Source organism: Gryllotalpicola sp. CP2-P1, assembly GCF_057512245.1.
Window position 1 is genome coordinate 1 of the sequence record NZ_JBLRDT010000043.1, and the last position, 16,365, is coordinate 16,365.

The following is a 16,365-nucleotide window of genomic DNA, read 5'->3' on the forward strand; positions in this document are numbered from 1 at the left end:
GGGGCCGACGGATGCCTGGGCCGAGAGCCTCGAGTCGGCGCTCTCGGTCGCCCGCATCTCGCCGTTCCTGCGGCGCTACCTGCCCGAGCTGCAGTCGCAGCAGTCGCTGCAGCGCTCGATGGACCTCGCCTGGCGCAACCTGCGCGTCGTCGCCCGGCGGGCGGACTACCTGCTGCGGGACGGCGAGCCTCGACCCGCGATCGCGGACGCCGTCGGCCAGCTCGAGACCGGCACCGAGCTGCTGTGCGAGAGCTTCGCCGCGATCGAGCACCTGCCGGCCGCGCGGGCCGCGTTCGTCGCGGTCGTGCGCCGGCTCGACCCCGAGGACGTGATGCCGAGCGGCACGGCGCGCGACAAGGGGCTCGTGCTCGCCCTGCATCCCCTGCTCGTCGACCTGCTCTGCGCGACCGGCATGCCGCAGGCCGAGGCGCAGCGCCTGCTGCCTGCGGTCTAGCGGGGCGCGACCGATTCCCAGGGCACGGTCACCTCGCCGAGCCGCCAGCGGGCGACGCCGCCGATGACCGGCCAGCCCGCCTCTCGCACGGCGCGGACGGTCGCGATCCAGCGCTGCCGCTCGCCGTAGGGCGCGAGAACGGATGTCTTGCGCCACGCGTCCTCGAGGGCCGAGAGCCACTCGTGCACCCGCTCGCCGGGGACGTTGCGGTGGATCAGCGCCTTCGGCAGCCGCTCGGCGACGATCACGGGCGATTCGAGGCCGGAAAGGCGCAGCGAGACCGTGAAGCGCTCGGGTCCGTCGGGGGAGAGGTCGACCCACGAGCACACGCGCCCGAGCTCATCGCAGGTGCCCTCGACGAGCAGGCCGCCCGGGGCGAGCCGTGCGCGCATGCGCGCCCACGCGTCCGCGACGTCGCCCTCGCCGTACTGGCGCAGCACGTTGAAGGCGCGGATGACCGTGGCCTGCTCGCCACCCGGGAGCGGCACCTCGAAGCCGCCGCGCGCGAACTCGACCCGCATCGCCGGGTCGAAGGGGGTGCGACCCGCGTGCACCGCGGCGAGCTGCTGCCTCGCGACAGCCACCCGGCCGGGGTCGATCTCAAGTCCGATCAGCCGCGCGTCCGCCCGCACGGTCGCGAGCCTCGTCCACAGCTCGAAGGCCGTCACCCCGCTGGCGCCGAAGCCGAGGTCGACGACCAGCGGAGCCGCGGCTTTCGCGAATTCCGGCCGGTGTGCGATCCAGCGGTCGACGCGGCGCAGGCGATTGGTGTTCGTCGTGCCCCTCGTCACCGACCCGACCGGCTTGGAGACGGGGATCGAACGGGGCATGTGACCAGTATTCCCGGCGGGGCGCCGCCGATAGGCTGGGGGCATGAGCGACGCCCCCTACACCCTCATCCTCCTGCGCCACGGCCAGAGCGAATGGAACGCCACGAACCAGTTCACCGGCTGGGTCGACGTGCGGCTCACCGAGCAGGGAGTCGCCGAGGCGCGGCACGCCGGCGAGCTGCTCAAGCAGGCCGGGCTCGCCCCCGACATCCTCTACACCTCGCTCCTGTCCCGCGCGATCCAGACCGCGAATCACGCACTCGACGTGGCCGATCTGCTCTGGATCCCCGTGAAGCGCAGCTGGCGTCTCAACGAGCGCCACTACGGCGCCCTGCAGGGCAAGGACAAGGCGCAGACGCTCGAGGCGTTCGGCGAGGAGCAGTTCATGATCTGGCGCCGCAGCTTCGACGTGCCGCCGCCCCCGCTCGCCGACGACGACCAGTACTCGCAGGTCGGCGACCCCCGCTACGCGGGCATCGACGGCGAGATCCCGCGCACCGAGGCCCTCTCGAACGTCATCGACCGCTTCCTGCCGTACTGGCACAGCGACATCACGGCCTCGCTCGCCGAGGGGAAGACCGTGCTCGTCACCGCGCACGGCAACTCCCTGCGGGCGCTCGTGAAGCACCTCGACGGCATCAGCGACGCAGACATCGCGGCGCTCAACATCCCCACGGGCATCCCGCTCGTCTACAAGCTCGGCGCCGACTTCATGCCGCTCGGCCCGGGCGAGTACCTCGACCCCGAGGCCGCCGCCGCCGGCGCCGCGGCCGTCGCAGCCCAGGGCAAGAAGTAGCAGGCGAGCGTACGAAGAAGGGGCCCCGCTCGGGGCCCCTTCTTCGTACGTCTGCCGCGTCTGCTCAGGCTTCCTCAGGCACCCAGTCGCCGGTCGCCAGGTACTGCACCTTCTTCGCGATCGACGCCGCGTGGTCGCCGAAGCGCTCGAGGAAGCGGGACGCGAGGGTCACATCGACGGTCTGCTCGGCCTCGCCCTTCCACTCGGGGCTGAGCACGGTCGCGAAGACACCGGCGTGAAGCGCGTCGACCGCGTCGTCGCCCTGGATGAGCTGCTCGGCCAGCTCGACGTCCTGGGTGCGCAGCAGCTGGGCGAGCAGCTCGGCGATGTGGATGTCGTGGGCGGTCATCTGCGTGAAGGTGTCGCGCAGCGAGTCGGGAGCGACGTGCTCGGGGAAGCGGCGGCGCGCGAGCTGCGCGATGTGCCGGGCGAGGTCGCCCATGCGCTCGAGTGAGGCGCTCATGCGCAGCGCGCTCACGACGATGCGCAGATCGCGCGCGACGGGGCTCTGCCGGTAGAGGATCTCGATCGCCAGCTCGTCGAGCTCGACCGCGAGCTCGTCGATGTTGGGGTCGGCCGCGATCACCTTGTCGGCGAGCGCCACGTCGGCGGCGTTGAACGCCGTGGTGGCATCGCGGATCGAGTCGAGGACGAGTTCCGCGATCTCGACGAGGCGATCCTGCACATCGGCGAGTTCCTGCTGAAAGACTGCGCGCATCGGGTTCGTGCTTCCTTGTGATCTTCGTGAGCACATGACGGTCGCCGCCGGGGCGGCCGCAACGTTGCCATCTTCACGGGGACTGGTGAACGAGCGGTTCCTGGTTCCTGAACAATCTCTAAAGTACCCGCCGCCCACCCCGGCCAGACGGCCGCCGCGGCGATCCGGGCGCGTGCGGCCTATATACGCTTGGCTCCATGCACTACTCCAGCTGGTTGGTGCTGGTGGCGCTGCTCTCGGGAATCGTCATCGGCGGCGGGTTCGTCGTCATTCTGTTCTTGTCCATCAGCCGCAGCCGACAGGCCGTCCAAGTGAGTAGCAATACCGTCCCAGACGGCGTCGACCAGATCCTCGACGCGATGGATTCGGCGGGCATCGTCGTCGACGCATCCCTCAACGTCGTCAAGGCGACCGCGAAGGCCTTCGCCCTTGCGCTCGTCTCCAACGCACGCCTGACCTACCCCGAGCTCATCGACTTCGCGGAGCGCGTGCGCCGCACGGGCACGCTCATCGACGAGGAGGTCGATCTGCAGCGCGGGCGCTTCAAAGACGCGAGCATCCGGGTGCATGTGCGCGCGTCGCTGCTCGGCAGCCGGTTCGTCCTGCTGCTCGTCGAGGATCGCACAGAGGGCTACCGGCTCGAGGCGGTGCGCCGCGACTTCGTGGCCAACATCAGCCATGAGCTCAAGACGCCCATCGGGGCGATCGGCCTGCTGTCCGAAGCGCTGCACACCGCGGCCGACGACCCCGAGCAGGTGCGCATGTTCGCAGACCGTCTGAACGCCGAGTCCTTGCGCATCGCCCGCCTCACCCAAGACATCATCGAGCTCTCCCGGCTGCAGGCGGTAGACGCGGTCGCGAACGCCGAGCGGGTCGAGATCGACCACATCATCGCCGCCGCGGTCGACCAGAACCGGGTCGGCGCCGACGCCCACGCGATCGAGCTGGTGGTCGGGGCGCCCACCGGCGCGAGCGTCTACGGCGACGCGAAGCTGCTCGTCACCGCCGTCGACAACCTCATCTCCAACGCCATCCGCTACTCGCCGGACGGCTCGCGCGTCGGCGTCGGCGCCCGCGCGGCCGACGGCGTCGTCGAGATCGCGGTCACCGACCAGGGCGAGGGAATCCCCGAGGCCGACCAGGAGCGCATCTTCGAGCGCTTCTTCCGCGTCGACCAGGCGCGCAGCCGCACGACGGGCGGCACCGGGCTCGGCCTTTCCATCGTCAAGCACGCTGTGCAGAATCACGGGGGAGATGTGCGCGTGTGGTCGCAGCCCGGTATGGGCTCGACTTTCACGATCCGCCTCCCCGAGGCCGACGAGCCGGGGTCCGCGCTGCGGGCGACGGCCAGCTCGGCCGCCTCACCTCAAGGAGAACAGAACCAGTGACCCGCCTGCTGCTCGTCGAGGACGAGCCGTCGCTCTCGGCCCCGCTCGCCTTCCTGCTGCGCCGCGAGGGCTACGAGGTCGACATCGCCGAGACCGGCCCGGATGCGCTCAGCGCGTTCGAGCGCGACGGAGCCGACCTCATCCTGCTCGACCTGATGCTTCCGGGGATGCCCGGAACCGAGGTCTGCCGTGAGGTGCGCGCCCACTCCAACGTGCCGATCATCATGCTCACCGCGAAGGACTCCGAAGTCGATATCGTCGTCGGGCTCGAGCTCGGCGCCGACGACTACGTCACCAAGCCGTATTCGAGCCGCGAGCTGCTCGCCCGCATCCGCGCCGTGCTGCGGCGCCGCGTCGAGCCCGAGCTCGTCGACGACGCCGTGCTCGAGGTCGGCGATGTGCGCATGGACGTCGATCGGCACACGGTCGCCGTGAAGGGCGTCGACACTCCGATGCCGCTCAAAGAGTTCGAGCTGCTCGAGCTGCTGCTGCGCAACGCGGGCCGGGTGCTCACGCGTGGCCAGCTCATCGACCGCGTCTGGGGAAGCGACTACTTCGGCGACACGAAGACGCTCGACGTGCATATCAAGCGCATCCGCAGCCGCATCGAGCCGAACCCGTCCGAGCCGCGCATGCTCGTCACCGTGCGCGGGCTCGGCTACCGCTTCGAGAGCGAATAGCGCGGGCGCGGACATGACGAGGGGCGGATGCCGCAGCATCCGCCCCTCGCCATGAATCGTGCCGCGATCAGCCGGCGGTGGTCGTCGGGTTCGGCGTCGCCGTGTCGGTCGGAACCGAGGTGCCGGCGGGCGTCGAGGTTTCCGTCGGAACCGGGGTCGGCGTCAGCGTCGAGTTGACCTTGAAGTCGCCCGTCAGCACCGGCAGGTTGAGCGTCACGCCCGTCTTGTCGCCGTAGGTGAAGAACACCGGCACGAGCGAGCCCTTCGAGACGGTCAGGTCGTTCCACTGCAGCGTCTGCTCGGGGCCGAGGATGGTCAGCTCGTCCTGGCTGACGTGGAGGCTCTTCGTGTCGTCGGCGTTGGCCTTCGGCTGGATCGTCATGGTCTGCCCAGAGTCGCCCTTGTTGACGAAGGTGGCGATCAGCGCGACCTGCTGGCCCTGGGCGACGAGGTACGCGTTGCGGATGTGCACGTCGCCGACCGTGCCCTCGACACCGAAGGAGGTGCTCTGCGTGATGCGGGTCGTCTCCTGCGGGGCGAGCAGGTTGCAGCCGGCCGTTCCGATGACGACGCCGGCGGCGAGGACGACGGATGCTGCGAAACGCACCTTCACCAAGAACCTCCGTGTGTGGGCGCATCGGGCGGGCCGGTTTGCGGCCTGGTGCGCCCTCGGATGCTGTTCGAGTTTAGCGTATGCCCAGGGGCGGATCCGGGCGCCGAGGCGGCCCGGACGACCAGTCACGGCGCGGGCGACGGGGGCGGCCGCGCCCAGCTTCGGCGTGTCGCGCTGTGATAATCTGGAAGGCGCTGAAGGGACTACTATCTATGCTTTTCGAGGTTGGCGAGACCGTCGTTTACCCCCACCACGGTGCAGCAACGATCACCGAGGTCAAGAAACGGATCATCAAAGGCGAAGAGAAGATCTACCTCAAGCTGAACGTCACCCAGGGCGACCTGACCATCGAGGTTCCCGCTGAGAACGTCGACCTCGTCGGCGTTCGTGACGTGATCGGCAAAGAGGGTCTCGACAAGGTGTTCGAGGTTCTGCGCGCGCCCTTCACGGAAGAGCCCACCAACTGGAGCCGCCGCTACAAGGCGAACCTCGAGAAGCTCGCCTCCGGCGATGTGATCAAGGTCTCCGAGGTCGTTCGCGACCTGTGGCGGCGCGATCAGGACCGCGGCCTGTCGGCCGGTGAGAAGCGGATGCTGGCAAAGGCGCGTCAGATCCTCATCTCTGAGCTGGCCCTCGCCGAGAAGACCGACGAGGAGCAGGCATCCACCGTGCTCGACGAGGTCCTGGCTTCCTGAGCCCGATCTTCTCTGCGTCGTTCGACGCGCCGAAGCGCCCCGACTGTTCAGCAGACAGGCGGGGCGCTTCGCTGTGTGCGGCACACTGGGAGTCGTGAAGGTCGCCGTCATCGTCGTCGCCGCGGGGAGCGGCACCCGCCTCGCGGCCGGAGCCCCCAAGGCGTTCGTTCCGCTCGCCGGCAGCACGATCCTCGAGCACGCGCTGCATTCCGTCGCCGGCATGCGCGACGACCCCCACGTGATCGTCGTCGCCCCGGCCGAGCTGGTCGATGACGCCCGCGGCATGCTCAGCCGGGTGATCGGGCGCGGGAAGGTCGTCGCGGGCGGCGCGACGCGGCAGGCATCCGTCGCGGCCGGCCTCGCGCTCGTCGGCGATGCCGACATCGTCCTGGTCCACGACGCGGCCCGTGCGCTCACGCCGTCCGCACTGTTCGACCGGGTGGTCGACGCCGTGGCGGCAAGCGGTGCCGGGGCGATCCCCGGGCTGCCGGTGAGCGACACCATCAAGCGCACGGCCGACGGCGGCGCGATCATCGAGACGGTCGATCGCTCCGAGCTGTCGGCGGTGCAGACGCCGCAGGGCTTCCCCGCGGCCGAGCTGATCGCGGCCTACGCGTCGGCCGCGCGGGACGTGACCGACGATGCCCAGCTGATGGCGGATGCCGGGCACCCGGTCGCCGTCGTCGAGGGCGACCCGCTCGCCTTCAAGGTCACGACCCCGTGGGATCTGCGCCGCGCAGAGGAGCTGCTGCGGCCGGCCTCCGCCACTCGCATCGGCGTCGGCACCGACACGCACGCCTTCGCGCAGGCGGATGCCCCGCTCTGGCTCGCATGCCTCGAGTGGCCAGGCGAGCGCGGCCTCGCGGGGCACAGCGACGGCGACCCGGTGGCGCACGCGATCGTCGACGCGCTGCTGTCGGCGGCCGGGGTGGGCGACATCGGCACGGTGTTCGGCACGAGCGACCCGCGCTTCGCGGGCGCCCACGGCGAGGTGTTCCTCGCCGAGGCGCGCAGGCTCGTCGAGCACGCCGGCTGGCGCATCGAGAACGTCTCCGTGCAGCTCATCGGCAACCGGCCCCGCTTCGCCCGGCGCAAGGCAGAGGCCGAGGCCCGTGTTTCCGGTCTGCTCGGCGCTCCGGTGGCCATCACGGCGACCACCACCGACGGTCTCGGCTTCACGGGCCGCGGCGAGGGCGTCGCCGCGATCGCGACCGCGCTCATCGCGCGGTAACGCCCAGCTCGCTTTCCGTAAGCTTTGAGCGTGACCATTCGCCTCTACGACACCCGGGCCCAGGCCCTGCGCGACTTCGAGCCGCTGGTCGAGGGGAAGGTCGGCCTCTATGTCTGCGGCCCGACGGTGCAGTCGTCGCCGCACATCGGGCACGTGCGCAGCGCGCTCGTCTACGACATCCTGCGTCGCTGGCTGAGCTATCGCGGCTTCGACGTGACGCTCGTGCGCAACGTGACAGACATCGACGACAAGGTGCTCGCGAACGCGTCGGAGTCCGAGCACTGGTGGGCGCTCGCCTACCGCGTCGAGCTCGAGTTCACGGCCGCGTACCGCGCGATCGGCGTGCTGCCGCCGACGTACGAGCCGCGCGCGACCGCGAATGTGCCGCAGATGCACGAGCTCATCCAGCGACTGATCGACAGCGGGCACGCGTATGCCGCCGGCGACGGCTCGGGCGACGTGTACTTCGACGTGCGCAGCTGGGCCGACTATGGGGCGCTCAGCCACCAGTCCGTCGACGACATGCAGGATGCCGCCGACGCGGACCCGCGCGGCAAGCGCGACCCGCGCGACTTCGCGCTCTGGAAGGGGCGCAAGGACAGCGAGCCCGCCTCGGCGACCTGGAGCAGCCCGTGGGGCCCGGGGCGGCCGGGGTGGCACATCGAGTGCTCCGCGATGTCGTCGCGCTACCTCGGCCCCGAGTTCGACATCCATGGCGGCGGCCTCGACCTGCGCTTCCCGCACCACGAGAACGAGCTCGCCCAGTCGGCGGCCGCGGGCGACGGCTTCGCGCGCTACTGGGTGCACAACGGCCTCGTGCACATCAATGGGCAGAAGATGTCGAAGTCGCTCGGCAACTCGCTCTACGCGGCCGAGCTGCTGGCATCGGCGCCCCCGATCGTCGTGCGCTACGCCCTGGGGCAGGCGCACTACCGCTCGATCATCGACTACACCGACCGCTCGCTCGCCGAAGCCGCCGCGGCCATGGAGCGGATCGAGGGATTCCTCTCGCGCAGTGCGCGCCGCCTCGAGGGCACGCGGTTCACCTCGGCCGAGCTGCCGGTGATCCCCGACGAGTTCGCGGCCGCGATGGACGACGACCTCTCGGTTCCGCAGGCTCTCGCCGTGCTGCACGACACCGTGCGCGAGGGGAACACGGCCCTCGATTCCGAGGACCTGCAGACCGCGGCATCCGCGCGCGGAAAGGTCGTGGCGATGACGCGCGTGCTGGGTATCGACCCGCTGGCGCCCGAGTGGAACACGACGCGCGACACGGCGGCACGGGCGGCGCTCGACGCGCTCGTGACGCGTCTGCTCGACGACCGCCAGACGGCGCGGGCAGCGAAGGACTTCACGGTCGCCGACCGGATCCGCGACGAGCTCGTCGCCGCCGGCATCACGATCGAAGACACCCAGACCGGTGCACACTGGTCGATCGAAGGAGACTGACATGGCGGGTAAGCCTCGCGCGGGCGCAGTCCGCAAGGTGAAGGTGGGACGGAATGGCTGGTAAGCCTCGCGCGGGCGCAGTCCGCAAGGTGAAAAAGGGCTCGACGGGCGTCGGCTCCGGCGGCCGTGGCCGCAAGTCGCTCGAAGGCAAGGGGCCGACGCCGAAGGCCGAGGACCGCGAGTACCACCCCGCCTACCGAAAGAAGATGCTGGCAGAGCGCGCCGCCCAGAAGCGGCAGGGCGCGCAGGGCACCCGCTCGAACACCGGCGGCGGCGCCGCGCAGCGCCGTGCGAAGAGCGATGACACCGAGCTGGTCACGGGGCGCAACTCCGTCGTCGAGGCGCTGCGGGCGGGCATCCCGGCCACCACGCTCTACATCGCGGCCCGCGCCGAGATGGACGACCGCATGAAGGAGGCGCTGGCGACCGCCGCGCACCGCGGCATTCCCGTGCTCGAGGTGATGCGCCCCGAGCTCGACCGCATGGCCGGTCGCGACGCGGTGCACCAGGGGCTCGCGCTCAAGGTGCCGCCGTACGAGTACGCGCACCCGGCTGAGCTGCTCGACCTGACGATCCGCAAGGGCCAGAAGCCGCTGTTCGTCGCGCTCGACGGGGTCACCGACCCGCGGAACCTCGGAGCGGTCATCCGCTCGACCGCGGCGTTCGGCGGCCAGGGCGTCATCGTGCCGCAGCGGCGCTCTGCCGGCGTGAACTCGGCGGCGTGGAAGACGTCGGCCGGCGCGCTCGCGCGCACGCCGGTCGCGATGGCGCCGAACCTCACGAGCACGCTCAAGGAGTTCAAGAAAGCGGGCGTCTTCGTCATCGGCCTCGCGGCTGGCGGCGATACCGAGCTCTACGACCTCGACCTCGCAGATCAGCCCGTCGTCGTCGTCGCGGGCTCAGAGGGCAAGGGCCTCTCGCGCATCGTCACCGAGACCTGCGACGCGATCGTGTCGATTCCGATCAGCGGCATCGAGTCGCTGAACGCGTCGGTGGCGGCCTCCGTCGCCCTCTACGAGATCGCGAAGGTGCGCGCGCAGAAGAAGGCGTGACGCGCCGCTACTGGTCGAACGAGATCACGCCGGTCGGCAGGCCGAGCGTGAGCGCCTCGGTCGTCGGCGCGAAGACCGTCGCCTCGTCGCGGCGATGTCGCAGCACATTGTCGATGTAGCTCGAGAGGGCTTCGGCGAGGGGGATGTCGCGCCCCTGCTCCTGCGAGATGAACCAGCGGTGATCGAGCAGCTGGTGGAAGACCTCGGCGGGCTCGAGCTTGCCGCGCAGCTCGGCGGGGATCGCGGCGACGACCGGTTCGAAGACCCGGGTCAGCCACTCGTGCGCCACGGCCTCCTCGTCGGCGCCGGGGCGGCCGTAGCTCGCGGCATAGGAGTCGAGGTCGTTGAGCAGGCGGCGCGCCTGGTTCTCGCCTGTGTCAAGTCCCGTGAGGCGCAGCAGCCGGCGCTGGTGGTGGCCGGCGTCGACGACCTTGGGCTGGATCAGAACCTTCGTGCCGGCGGCCTCCGTCTTGATCGTGAGCTCGCCGATGTCGAAGCCGAGGTCGTTGAGGCGCTCTACGCGCTGGTTGATGCGCCAGCGCTCCGACGCGTCGAAGGTCTCGGCGCCGGTCAGCTGGTTCCACAGCTCGCGGTACGTCGAGATGATGCCGTTCGCGATGTCGACCGGGTCGAGCTCGGCGTCGGCGCGGCCGCCTGCCTCGATGTCCATCAGCTCGCCGGCGATGTTGACCCGCGCGATCTCGAGGTCGTTCTCGCGCTGGCCGTTCGAGAGGCCGTGCTCGTGCAGCTGGCCGGTCTCGGCATCCACCAGATACGCGGCGAAGGCGCCCGCATCGCGGCGGAACAGCGTGTTCGAGAGCGACACGTCGCCCCAGTAGAAGCCCGTGATGTGCAGGCGCACGAGCAGCACCGCGAGCGCGTCGACGAGGCGCTTGGCGGTGTCGGGGCGCAGCGTCTGCGAGAACAGGGCGCGGTACGGCAGTGAGAACTTGAGGTGGCGGGTGACCAGCACGGGCGGCAGCTCCTGACCGTGCTCGTCGACGCGGCCCGTGATCGTCGCGACCGGCTCGACAGAGGGGATGTCGAGGCGCTGCAGGGTGCGCAGCAGCTCGTATTCGCGCCGCGCCATCTCACCCGTCGTCTCTTTGACGGCCACCACGTAGCCGCCGAGGTTCGCGAAGCGCACAAGGTGCCGGCTGATTCCCTTCGGCAGCTGCGCGATGTAGTCGGACGGCCACTCGTCGAGCGGCGTGTTCCACGGCAGGTCGAGCAGCGCCGGTTCGGCCGTGGCGGCCGTGATGTCGATGGAGGAGGCCACGAGATTCCCTAGGTCGATGGATCAGGGCGGGGGATGCCGAAGGCCGCGGCCCCCTGAAGGGAACCGCGGCCTCCAAGCATCCGTTCGCGCTCAGTCGGTGACGGCGCCGCCGAGACGCTCGCCCGACTCGACGTCGAAGATGTGCACGTGGCCGGTCTTCGGCGTGATGTAGACGACGTCGCCGGCGTTCGGGTGAACGCGGCCGTCGACGCGGCTGACGATGTCGACGCGCTTGCCCGAGACCTCGGTGTGGCCGTACAGGTAGCCGTCGGCGCCGAGCTCCTCGACGAGGTCGACCTCGACGCGCAGGCCGCTGGACTCGCTGAGGCTCACGACGACGTCCTCGGGGCGCACGCCGATGGTGACCTGCGTGGCCGAGCCGAGCGTGGCGCGGTCGACGGGCACGACGGCCGAGCCGAACTTGACGCCGCCCTCGGTGACGTCGGCGGCGAACAGGTTCATCGCGGGGCTGCCGATGAAGCCGGCGACGAAGACGTTCTTCGGGTCTGCGTAGAGCTCGCGCGGGGTGCCGACCTGCTGCAGCACGCCGTCCTTGAGGACCGCGATGCGGTCGCCCATGGTCAGGGCCTCGGTCTGGTCGTGGGTGACGTAGACCGTCGTGACGCCGAGGCGGCGGGTCAGCGACGCGATCTGGGTGCGGGTCTGGACGCGGAGCTTGGCGTCGAGGTTCGACAGCGGCTCGTCCATGAGGAACACCTGGGGGCTGCGGACGATCGCGCGGCCCATGGCGACGCGCTGACGCTGGCCACCAGAGAGCGCCTTCGGCTTGCGGTCGAGGTAGGGCTCGAGGTCGAGCATCTTCGCTGCCTCGCGGACGCGCTGGTTGCGCTCCTCCTTCGCGACGCCCGCGATGCGGAGCGCGAAGCCCATGTTCTCGGCCACGGTCATGTGCGGGTAGAGCGCGTAGTTCTGGAACACCATGGCGATGTCACGGTCCTTCGGCGGGACGTCGGTGACGTTGCGCTCGCCGATGAAGATGTTTCCGCTGTTGACCTCTTCCAGGCCGGCCAGCATGCGGAGGGCGGTCGACTTGCCGGAACCCGAGGGGCCGACCAGGACCAGGAACTCGCCGTCTGCGACGTCGAGGTTCAGAGCGTCGACAGCCGCGATGTTCGAACCCGGGTAGATGCGGGACGCGTTGTCGTACGTGACAGTTGACATGGCGTTATGTCTCCTTCACCGGCAGGTACGTGCCGGACGATCCGTAGTGAATGGATGTTGTCTATGCCGCCAATCGCCTGACGACGCTGACAGCGCTCTCATGCTACGCCATGGATGGCTCGGCTAGCATCGACCAGGCATTCGACGCGAGCGGCTCCGCTCGCATCCGTGGGAAGAGGCATATGACAGACGGCTCGCCGGGCGCAGATCGCACGCCGACCGACGCGCGTGGCATCGCGCGGCAGAAGGCACGCGAACTGCGCGGAAAGCAGCGCAGGAAGGACCGTCGCAACCGGGTCCTGGTGCGCACGGGCATAGTCGTCGCGATCGTCGCAGTGGTCGCGATCGTGACCGTCGTGCTGGTCACCTCGATCCGCCCGCCGCATCGCGGCCCGGCGAACATGGCGAGCGACGGCGTGTTCATCGGCGCCGGCCTCAAGGCTGAGCGGTCGCCGGCGCGCGCGGTCGACGCGAAGCCGACGGCGCGGCCGCTGGACACCACCGGTCAGGTGGTCAACATCTCGACCTATGTCGACTACCTCTGCCAGTACTGCGGGCAGTTCGAGCGCACCAACAACGAGCAGATCGCGAAGCTCGTGAAGTCCGGGGCGGCAACGCTCGAGATCCACCCGCTGCCGTTCTACGCGAACCGCTCGGCGCAGGGCACGCAGTACTCGCTCCGCGCGTCCAACGCGGCGGCGTGCGTGGCGAACTACTCGCCCGACAGCTTCTTCGACTTCAACCGGCTGATGTTCGAGCACGAGCCGGGGCAGACGAGCGCGGGGCTGACCGACGCCCGCATCGCCTCTTACGCCAAGCAGGCGGGTGCTGACCACATGTCGTCGATCCGCTCGTGCATCACCGAGCGCACCTACGAGAACTGGGCCCAGGCTGCTCTCGACCGCGCGTCGACCGGGCCGCTTCCCAACTCCGACGTGAAGAAGGTCACCGCAGACCAGCTGCCGCTCGTCCTCGTCGACGGGCAGCACTACACCGGGTCCGTCACGGATGCCTCGGACTTCCGCGCCTTCATCCAGCAGGCGCAGGGCGAGCGCTTCGCGACGCCGCAGCCGACGGACACCCCGGGCGCGACGTCGACTCCGACGCCGACGCCCACGTCGACCGCGATCATCGTCACCTCCCCGCCGTCGCCGCCCGCCGGCTGAGATCGCCGCGCGGGAACCGGGAACATTCCCGCCCTGGCATCCGTCTACAGAGAAAATGGCATACATGCTGAAGGCTCAGCGCGCCGTCGCAGGCTCGCGCATCACTGGACTCGGTCACTACCAGCCTGAGCGGGTGCTCACCAACGCGGAGCTGGCCACCATGGTCGACACGAGCGACGAGTGGATCCGCACCCGAACCGGCATCATCGAGCGCCACATCGCCCGCGAGGACGAGTCGGTCGCCGACATGGCGACTGCCGCCGCCCGCGCCGCGATCGCCGACGCCGGCCTCGAGCCCGATCAGGTGGGGCTCATCGTCGTGGCCTCGACCTCTGTGATGGACCACAGCCCGAACGTCGCCGGCCGGGTCGCCGCGGCGCTCGAGATGACCTCGCCCGTGATCATCGACGTGAACACGGCGTGCTCGGGGTTCGAGCACGGCATCGCGCTGGCGGATGCCGCGATCCGCGCGGGCCAGGTCGAGAGGGCCGTCGTGATCGGGTCCGAGAAGCTCTCGGCGATCACCGACTGGACCGATCGCACGACGTGCGTGCTGACCGCAGACGGGGCCGGTGCCTTCGTGCTCGAGGCCGCTGCGACCGAGGCCGAGATCGGTGTCGGTCCGACGGTGTGGGGGTCCGAGCCGACCATGTCGCGCGCGGTCATCGTCGAGGACGAGACCGGCAACAAGTTCTCGCAGGACGGGCGCATGATCCTGCGCTGGGCGATGTCGAAGGCATCCGGCATCACCCGTGCCGCGGTCGAAGAGGCGGGGCTCAGCATGGACGACATCCAGGTGTTCGTGCCGCACCAGGCCAACCTGCGCATCATCGAGCCGCTCGCTGAGCAGCTCGGCCTGACCGACCGCACGGTCGTCACCGACGTGCAGGTGTCGGGGAACACGTCGGCTGCGTCGATTCCGCTCGGCCTGTCGAAGTGGTGGCACGAGGGCCGGATTCCGGCGAACGCGCCGACCCTGCTGTTCGGCTTCGGCGGCGGCTTCGCCTATGCGAGCCAGGTCGTGCTGACGCCGAACCGGAAGCCGTAGAGCCCCTCCCATAAGATGGGAGTGGCTCTCGGGCCGATGCCGGTTTAGCTCAGTTGGTAGAGCGCTCGCCTTGTAAGCGAGGGGCCAGGGGATCGAGACCCCTAACCGGCTCTCTCAATGCCAACGGCCAGCCGTTCTGGAGCCGCCCTAGTGGATCGCGCCTCGCGGTGTCAACGGGATGGCGCGGCGGATTCCTCGCCCGTACCTTTGAACTCGTTGAGACGGCCCAGGGGCCCGGAAGACATCGAAGTGCGTCAGGGGAGGCGCCGCAGCGCAGCTGCTCAGAGGATGCTCCGGCTGGGGGTGCACCGTCTCGAGCGCCCCGCGCCATTCGGGTTGGTGCGGGGCGCTCCACGTTGTCGGCCGACCGGCCGGCGGCTCAGCCCGCCTCGCGCGAGCGCGGCTTCGCGACGGGGGTGGGCAGCCCGAGCCACCACTCCGGCCCTGAGAGCAGCACCACCTGCGCGTAGTGCCGCACGTCGCCGAGATCGTCACCGTTGATCCACGCGAAGAACGCGGCCGTCGCACCGGACGAGGCGTATGCCAGTGACATCTGGCGTGTGATCTCAGTCATGGGCTGCAGCTGCTCGGGCACGATCTCGGGGTGGTTGTCGAGATGCGTCTCGATGACCCGCCGCGCCGCGGCCTCGATGATCGCCGTGAGCCGTGCACCGCTCTTGCTGCCGGGAGCCTGCCGGTAGATGGCGGTGTGGTTGCGCATGTGCTCCATGACCGCGGCGGCGGGCGGCAGGAACACGCTGTCGTCGTTGTCGCCGACGAGCGGCATCGAGAGATACGACGACACCGAGTCGGCCAGCTCGTCCTGCAGGGCGCCGCAGAGGAGCGCGACCGGGTCGCCGGAATGCCGGTAGAACGTGTCTCGGCTGACCCCTGCCTCGGCCGCGACGTCGGTGACCGTCAGGTTGTCGATGCCCTTCTCGACCGCCAGGCGGTAGACGGCATCGACGAGGGCGGTCCGCGAGCGTCGCGATCGGGCATCCATGATGCACCACCCTAGCCCGCGATAAGCGACAGCTGTCCTATAGACAACGCGACAAGTGTCCGATACCCTTCCTGACAGTTGTCGTGTAACGCGCGAAAGGGTGGAGGGATCATGGCCGGCGCGATCGTCGTTCCGAGCCCCACTGCGTGGGAGGCGCTGCTGCAGCGCGTGGGCATGAAGCGCGGCCCGCGGCGCCGCTCGCCGCTGGCGCTGCGCTCGCCGCAGCGCGAGCCTCACGCCGAGATCTTCATGAGCGAGCGCACCGGCGACTGGATCCGCGTCGGCTGCGACTGCCGGTTGGGCTACGACCACTGGCATCTGAACCACTGAGGAACGTGACAAGGGGTTGGGCGCCCTCAGTGCAGATCCGCCCCGCTCCGTCGGCGATTCGGGAACGCCGACGTCGAGCGGGGCGGATCATTTTTGTAAAGCGAGGTTTATCAACCTAGGCTTATCAATATGGCCGATGCGCGCGAGACCGAAGAGCTCGCGGGCTCGTTGCTCGAGAGCATCCGCCTCTTCATCGCCGCCGCCCGCACGGCACGCGCCGTCGGTGAGCTGAGCGCGTCCGAGATCGGCGCGCTGCTTCACATCAGGCGCGCTGTCGAGACGACGTCGGGTGCGCTCGCGCGGCTCGCCGGCGTCAGCCCGCAGGCGATGGGCGCCACGATCGCCGCACTCGAGACGCGCGGTCTCGTCGAGCGCGAGAAGGACTCGGGCGACGGGCGCCGCATGCTGCTGCGCCTGACGGACGCCGGCCGTGAGGTCATGGACGCTCGGC

The 16,365-nt window shown here is 69.9% G+C and carries 17 protein-coding genes, 1 tRNA gene and 1 pseudogene; 13 read left to right on the top strand and 6 right to left on the bottom strand.

The features are described from left to right. Positions 1–454, top strand: a pseudogene (locus tag ACM2XV_RS05430) (FUSC family protein); the annotation flags it as partial. Here ACM2XV_RS05430 and ACM2XV_RS05435 read toward each other — a convergent pair. Continuing rightward, positions 451–1,284, bottom strand: coding sequence for a class I SAM-dependent methyltransferase (locus ACM2XV_RS05435; protein WP_487026207.1), 834 nt, complete (start codon positions 1,282–1,284; stop codon positions 451–453). The pseudogene ACM2XV_RS05430 and the gene ACM2XV_RS05435 sit on opposite strands and share 4 nt — an antisense overlap. 43 nt (positions 1,285–1,327) lie before the next feature. On the opposite strand from ACM2XV_RS05435, the gene ACM2XV_RS05440 reads away from it, so the two are divergent. Beyond that, on the top strand, positions 1,328–2,080 hold the full coding sequence (locus ACM2XV_RS05440) for a phosphoglyceromutase (RefSeq protein WP_344773699.1): 753 nt from the start codon (positions 1,328–1,330) through the stop codon (positions 2,078–2,080). A 64-nt stretch (positions 2,081–2,144) separates the two neighbouring features. Here the strand turns inward: ACM2XV_RS05440 and phoU are convergent, their stop codons facing one another. After that, positions 2,145–2,798 (bottom strand): phosphate signaling complex protein PhoU, encoded by a 654-nt coding sequence (phoU, locus tag ACM2XV_RS05445; protein ID WP_344773697.1) that lies wholly within the window; start codon positions 2,796–2,798, stop codon positions 2,145–2,147. Positions 2,799–2,995: 197 nt separating this feature from the next. On the opposite strand from phoU, the gene ACM2XV_RS05450 reads away from it, so the two are divergent. Continuing rightward, on the top strand, positions 2,996–4,186 hold the full coding sequence (locus ACM2XV_RS05450; RefSeq protein ID WP_487026208.1) for a sensor histidine kinase: 1,191 nt from the start codon (positions 2,996–2,998) through the stop codon (positions 4,184–4,186). Next, the gene (locus tag ACM2XV_RS05455; RefSeq protein ID WP_487026209.1) at positions 4,183–4,866 is read left to right on the top strand and encodes a response regulator; all 684 of its coding nucleotides are present in this window, start codon (positions 4,183–4,185) and stop codon (positions 4,864–4,866) included. Before ACM2XV_RS05450 ends, ACM2XV_RS05455 begins: the two co-directional genes overlap by 4 nt. A 67-nt stretch (positions 4,867–4,933) precedes the next feature. Here ACM2XV_RS05455 and ACM2XV_RS05460 read toward each other — a convergent pair whose 3' ends face one another. Then, on the bottom strand, positions 4,934–5,479 hold the full coding sequence (locus tag ACM2XV_RS05460) for a hypothetical protein (RefSeq protein WP_344773690.1): 546 nt from the start codon (positions 5,477–5,479) through the stop codon (positions 4,934–4,936). A gap of 212 nt (positions 5,480–5,691) precedes the next feature. On the opposite strand from ACM2XV_RS05460, the gene ACM2XV_RS05465 reads away from it, so the two are divergent. The 4 genes from ACM2XV_RS05465 (at position 5,692) to rlmB (ending at position 9,906) form a co-directional block, all read left to right on the top strand. Then, positions 5,692–6,174, top strand: coding sequence for a CarD family transcriptional regulator (locus ACM2XV_RS05465; RefSeq protein ID WP_344773688.1), 483 nt, complete (start codon positions 5,692–5,694; stop codon positions 6,172–6,174). A gap of 85 nt (positions 6,175–6,259) precedes the next feature. Next, positions 6,260–7,405, top strand: a complete 1,146-nt coding sequence (ispD, locus tag ACM2XV_RS05470; RefSeq protein ID WP_487026214.1) for a 2-C-methyl-D-erythritol 4-phosphate cytidylyltransferase — start codon at positions 6,260–6,262, stop codon at positions 7,403–7,405. Positions 7,406–7,435: 30 nt separating this feature from the next. Beyond that, positions 7,436–8,854, top strand: coding sequence for a cysteine--tRNA ligase (gene cysS, locus ACM2XV_RS05475; RefSeq protein ID WP_487026210.1), 1,419 nt, complete (start codon positions 7,436–7,438; stop codon positions 8,852–8,854). A 53-nt stretch (positions 8,855–8,907) separates the two neighbouring features. After that, positions 8,908–9,906, top strand: a complete 999-nt coding sequence (rlmB, locus tag ACM2XV_RS05480) for a 23S rRNA (guanosine(2251)-2'-O)-methyltransferase RlmB (RefSeq protein ID WP_487026211.1) — start codon at positions 8,908–8,910, stop codon at positions 9,904–9,906. Between the two features lie 7 nt (positions 9,907–9,913). Here rlmB and ACM2XV_RS05485 read toward each other — a convergent pair whose 3' ends face one another. After that, entirely contained in the window at positions 9,914–11,185 is a 1,272-nt protein-coding gene (locus ACM2XV_RS05485; protein WP_344773682.1) for a DUF4032 domain-containing protein, read from the bottom strand. A 90-nt stretch (positions 11,186–11,275) separates the two neighbouring features. Continuing rightward, positions 11,276–12,367, bottom strand: coding sequence for an ABC transporter ATP-binding protein (locus ACM2XV_RS05490; protein WP_344773680.1), 1,092 nt, complete (start codon positions 12,365–12,367; stop codon positions 11,276–11,278). A 110-nt stretch (positions 12,368–12,477) separates the two neighbouring features. Between ACM2XV_RS05490 and ACM2XV_RS05495 the strand changes: the two genes are divergently transcribed. The 3 genes from ACM2XV_RS05495 (at position 12,478) to ACM2XV_RS05505 (ending at position 14,692) form a co-directional block, all read left to right on the top strand. Then, complete coding sequence (locus tag ACM2XV_RS05495; protein WP_344773679.1) at positions 12,478–13,533, top strand: DsbA family protein; 1,056 nt, start codon at positions 12,478–12,480, stop codon at positions 13,531–13,533. 64 nt (positions 13,534–13,597) lie between these two features. Continuing rightward, positions 13,598–14,581 (top strand): beta-ketoacyl-ACP synthase 3, encoded by a 984-nt coding sequence (locus ACM2XV_RS05500; RefSeq protein ID WP_487026212.1) that lies wholly within the window; start codon positions 13,598–13,600, stop codon positions 14,579–14,581. A 38-nt stretch (positions 14,582–14,619) separates the two neighbouring features. After that, a tRNA-Thr gene (locus tag ACM2XV_RS05505) sits at positions 14,620–14,692 on the top strand. A gap of 268 nt (positions 14,693–14,960) precedes the next feature. Here the strand turns inward: ACM2XV_RS05505 and ACM2XV_RS05510 are convergent. After that, complete coding sequence (locus tag ACM2XV_RS05510; RefSeq protein WP_344773675.1) at positions 14,961–15,584, bottom strand: TetR/AcrR family transcriptional regulator; 624 nt, start codon at positions 15,582–15,584, stop codon at positions 14,961–14,963. Between the two features lie 111 nt (positions 15,585–15,695). Between ACM2XV_RS05510 and ACM2XV_RS05515 the strand changes: the two genes are divergently transcribed. Beyond that, a complete protein-coding gene (locus tag ACM2XV_RS05515; RefSeq protein ID WP_344773673.1) occupies positions 15,696–15,914 on the top strand; it encodes a hypothetical protein in 219 nt (72 codons plus the stop codon). Between the two features lie 129 nt (positions 15,915–16,043). Continuing rightward, positions 16,044–16,365 (top strand): MarR family winged helix-turn-helix transcriptional regulator (locus ACM2XV_RS05520; RefSeq protein ID WP_487026213.1); only part of this gene is annotated, 322 nt, incomplete at its 3' end.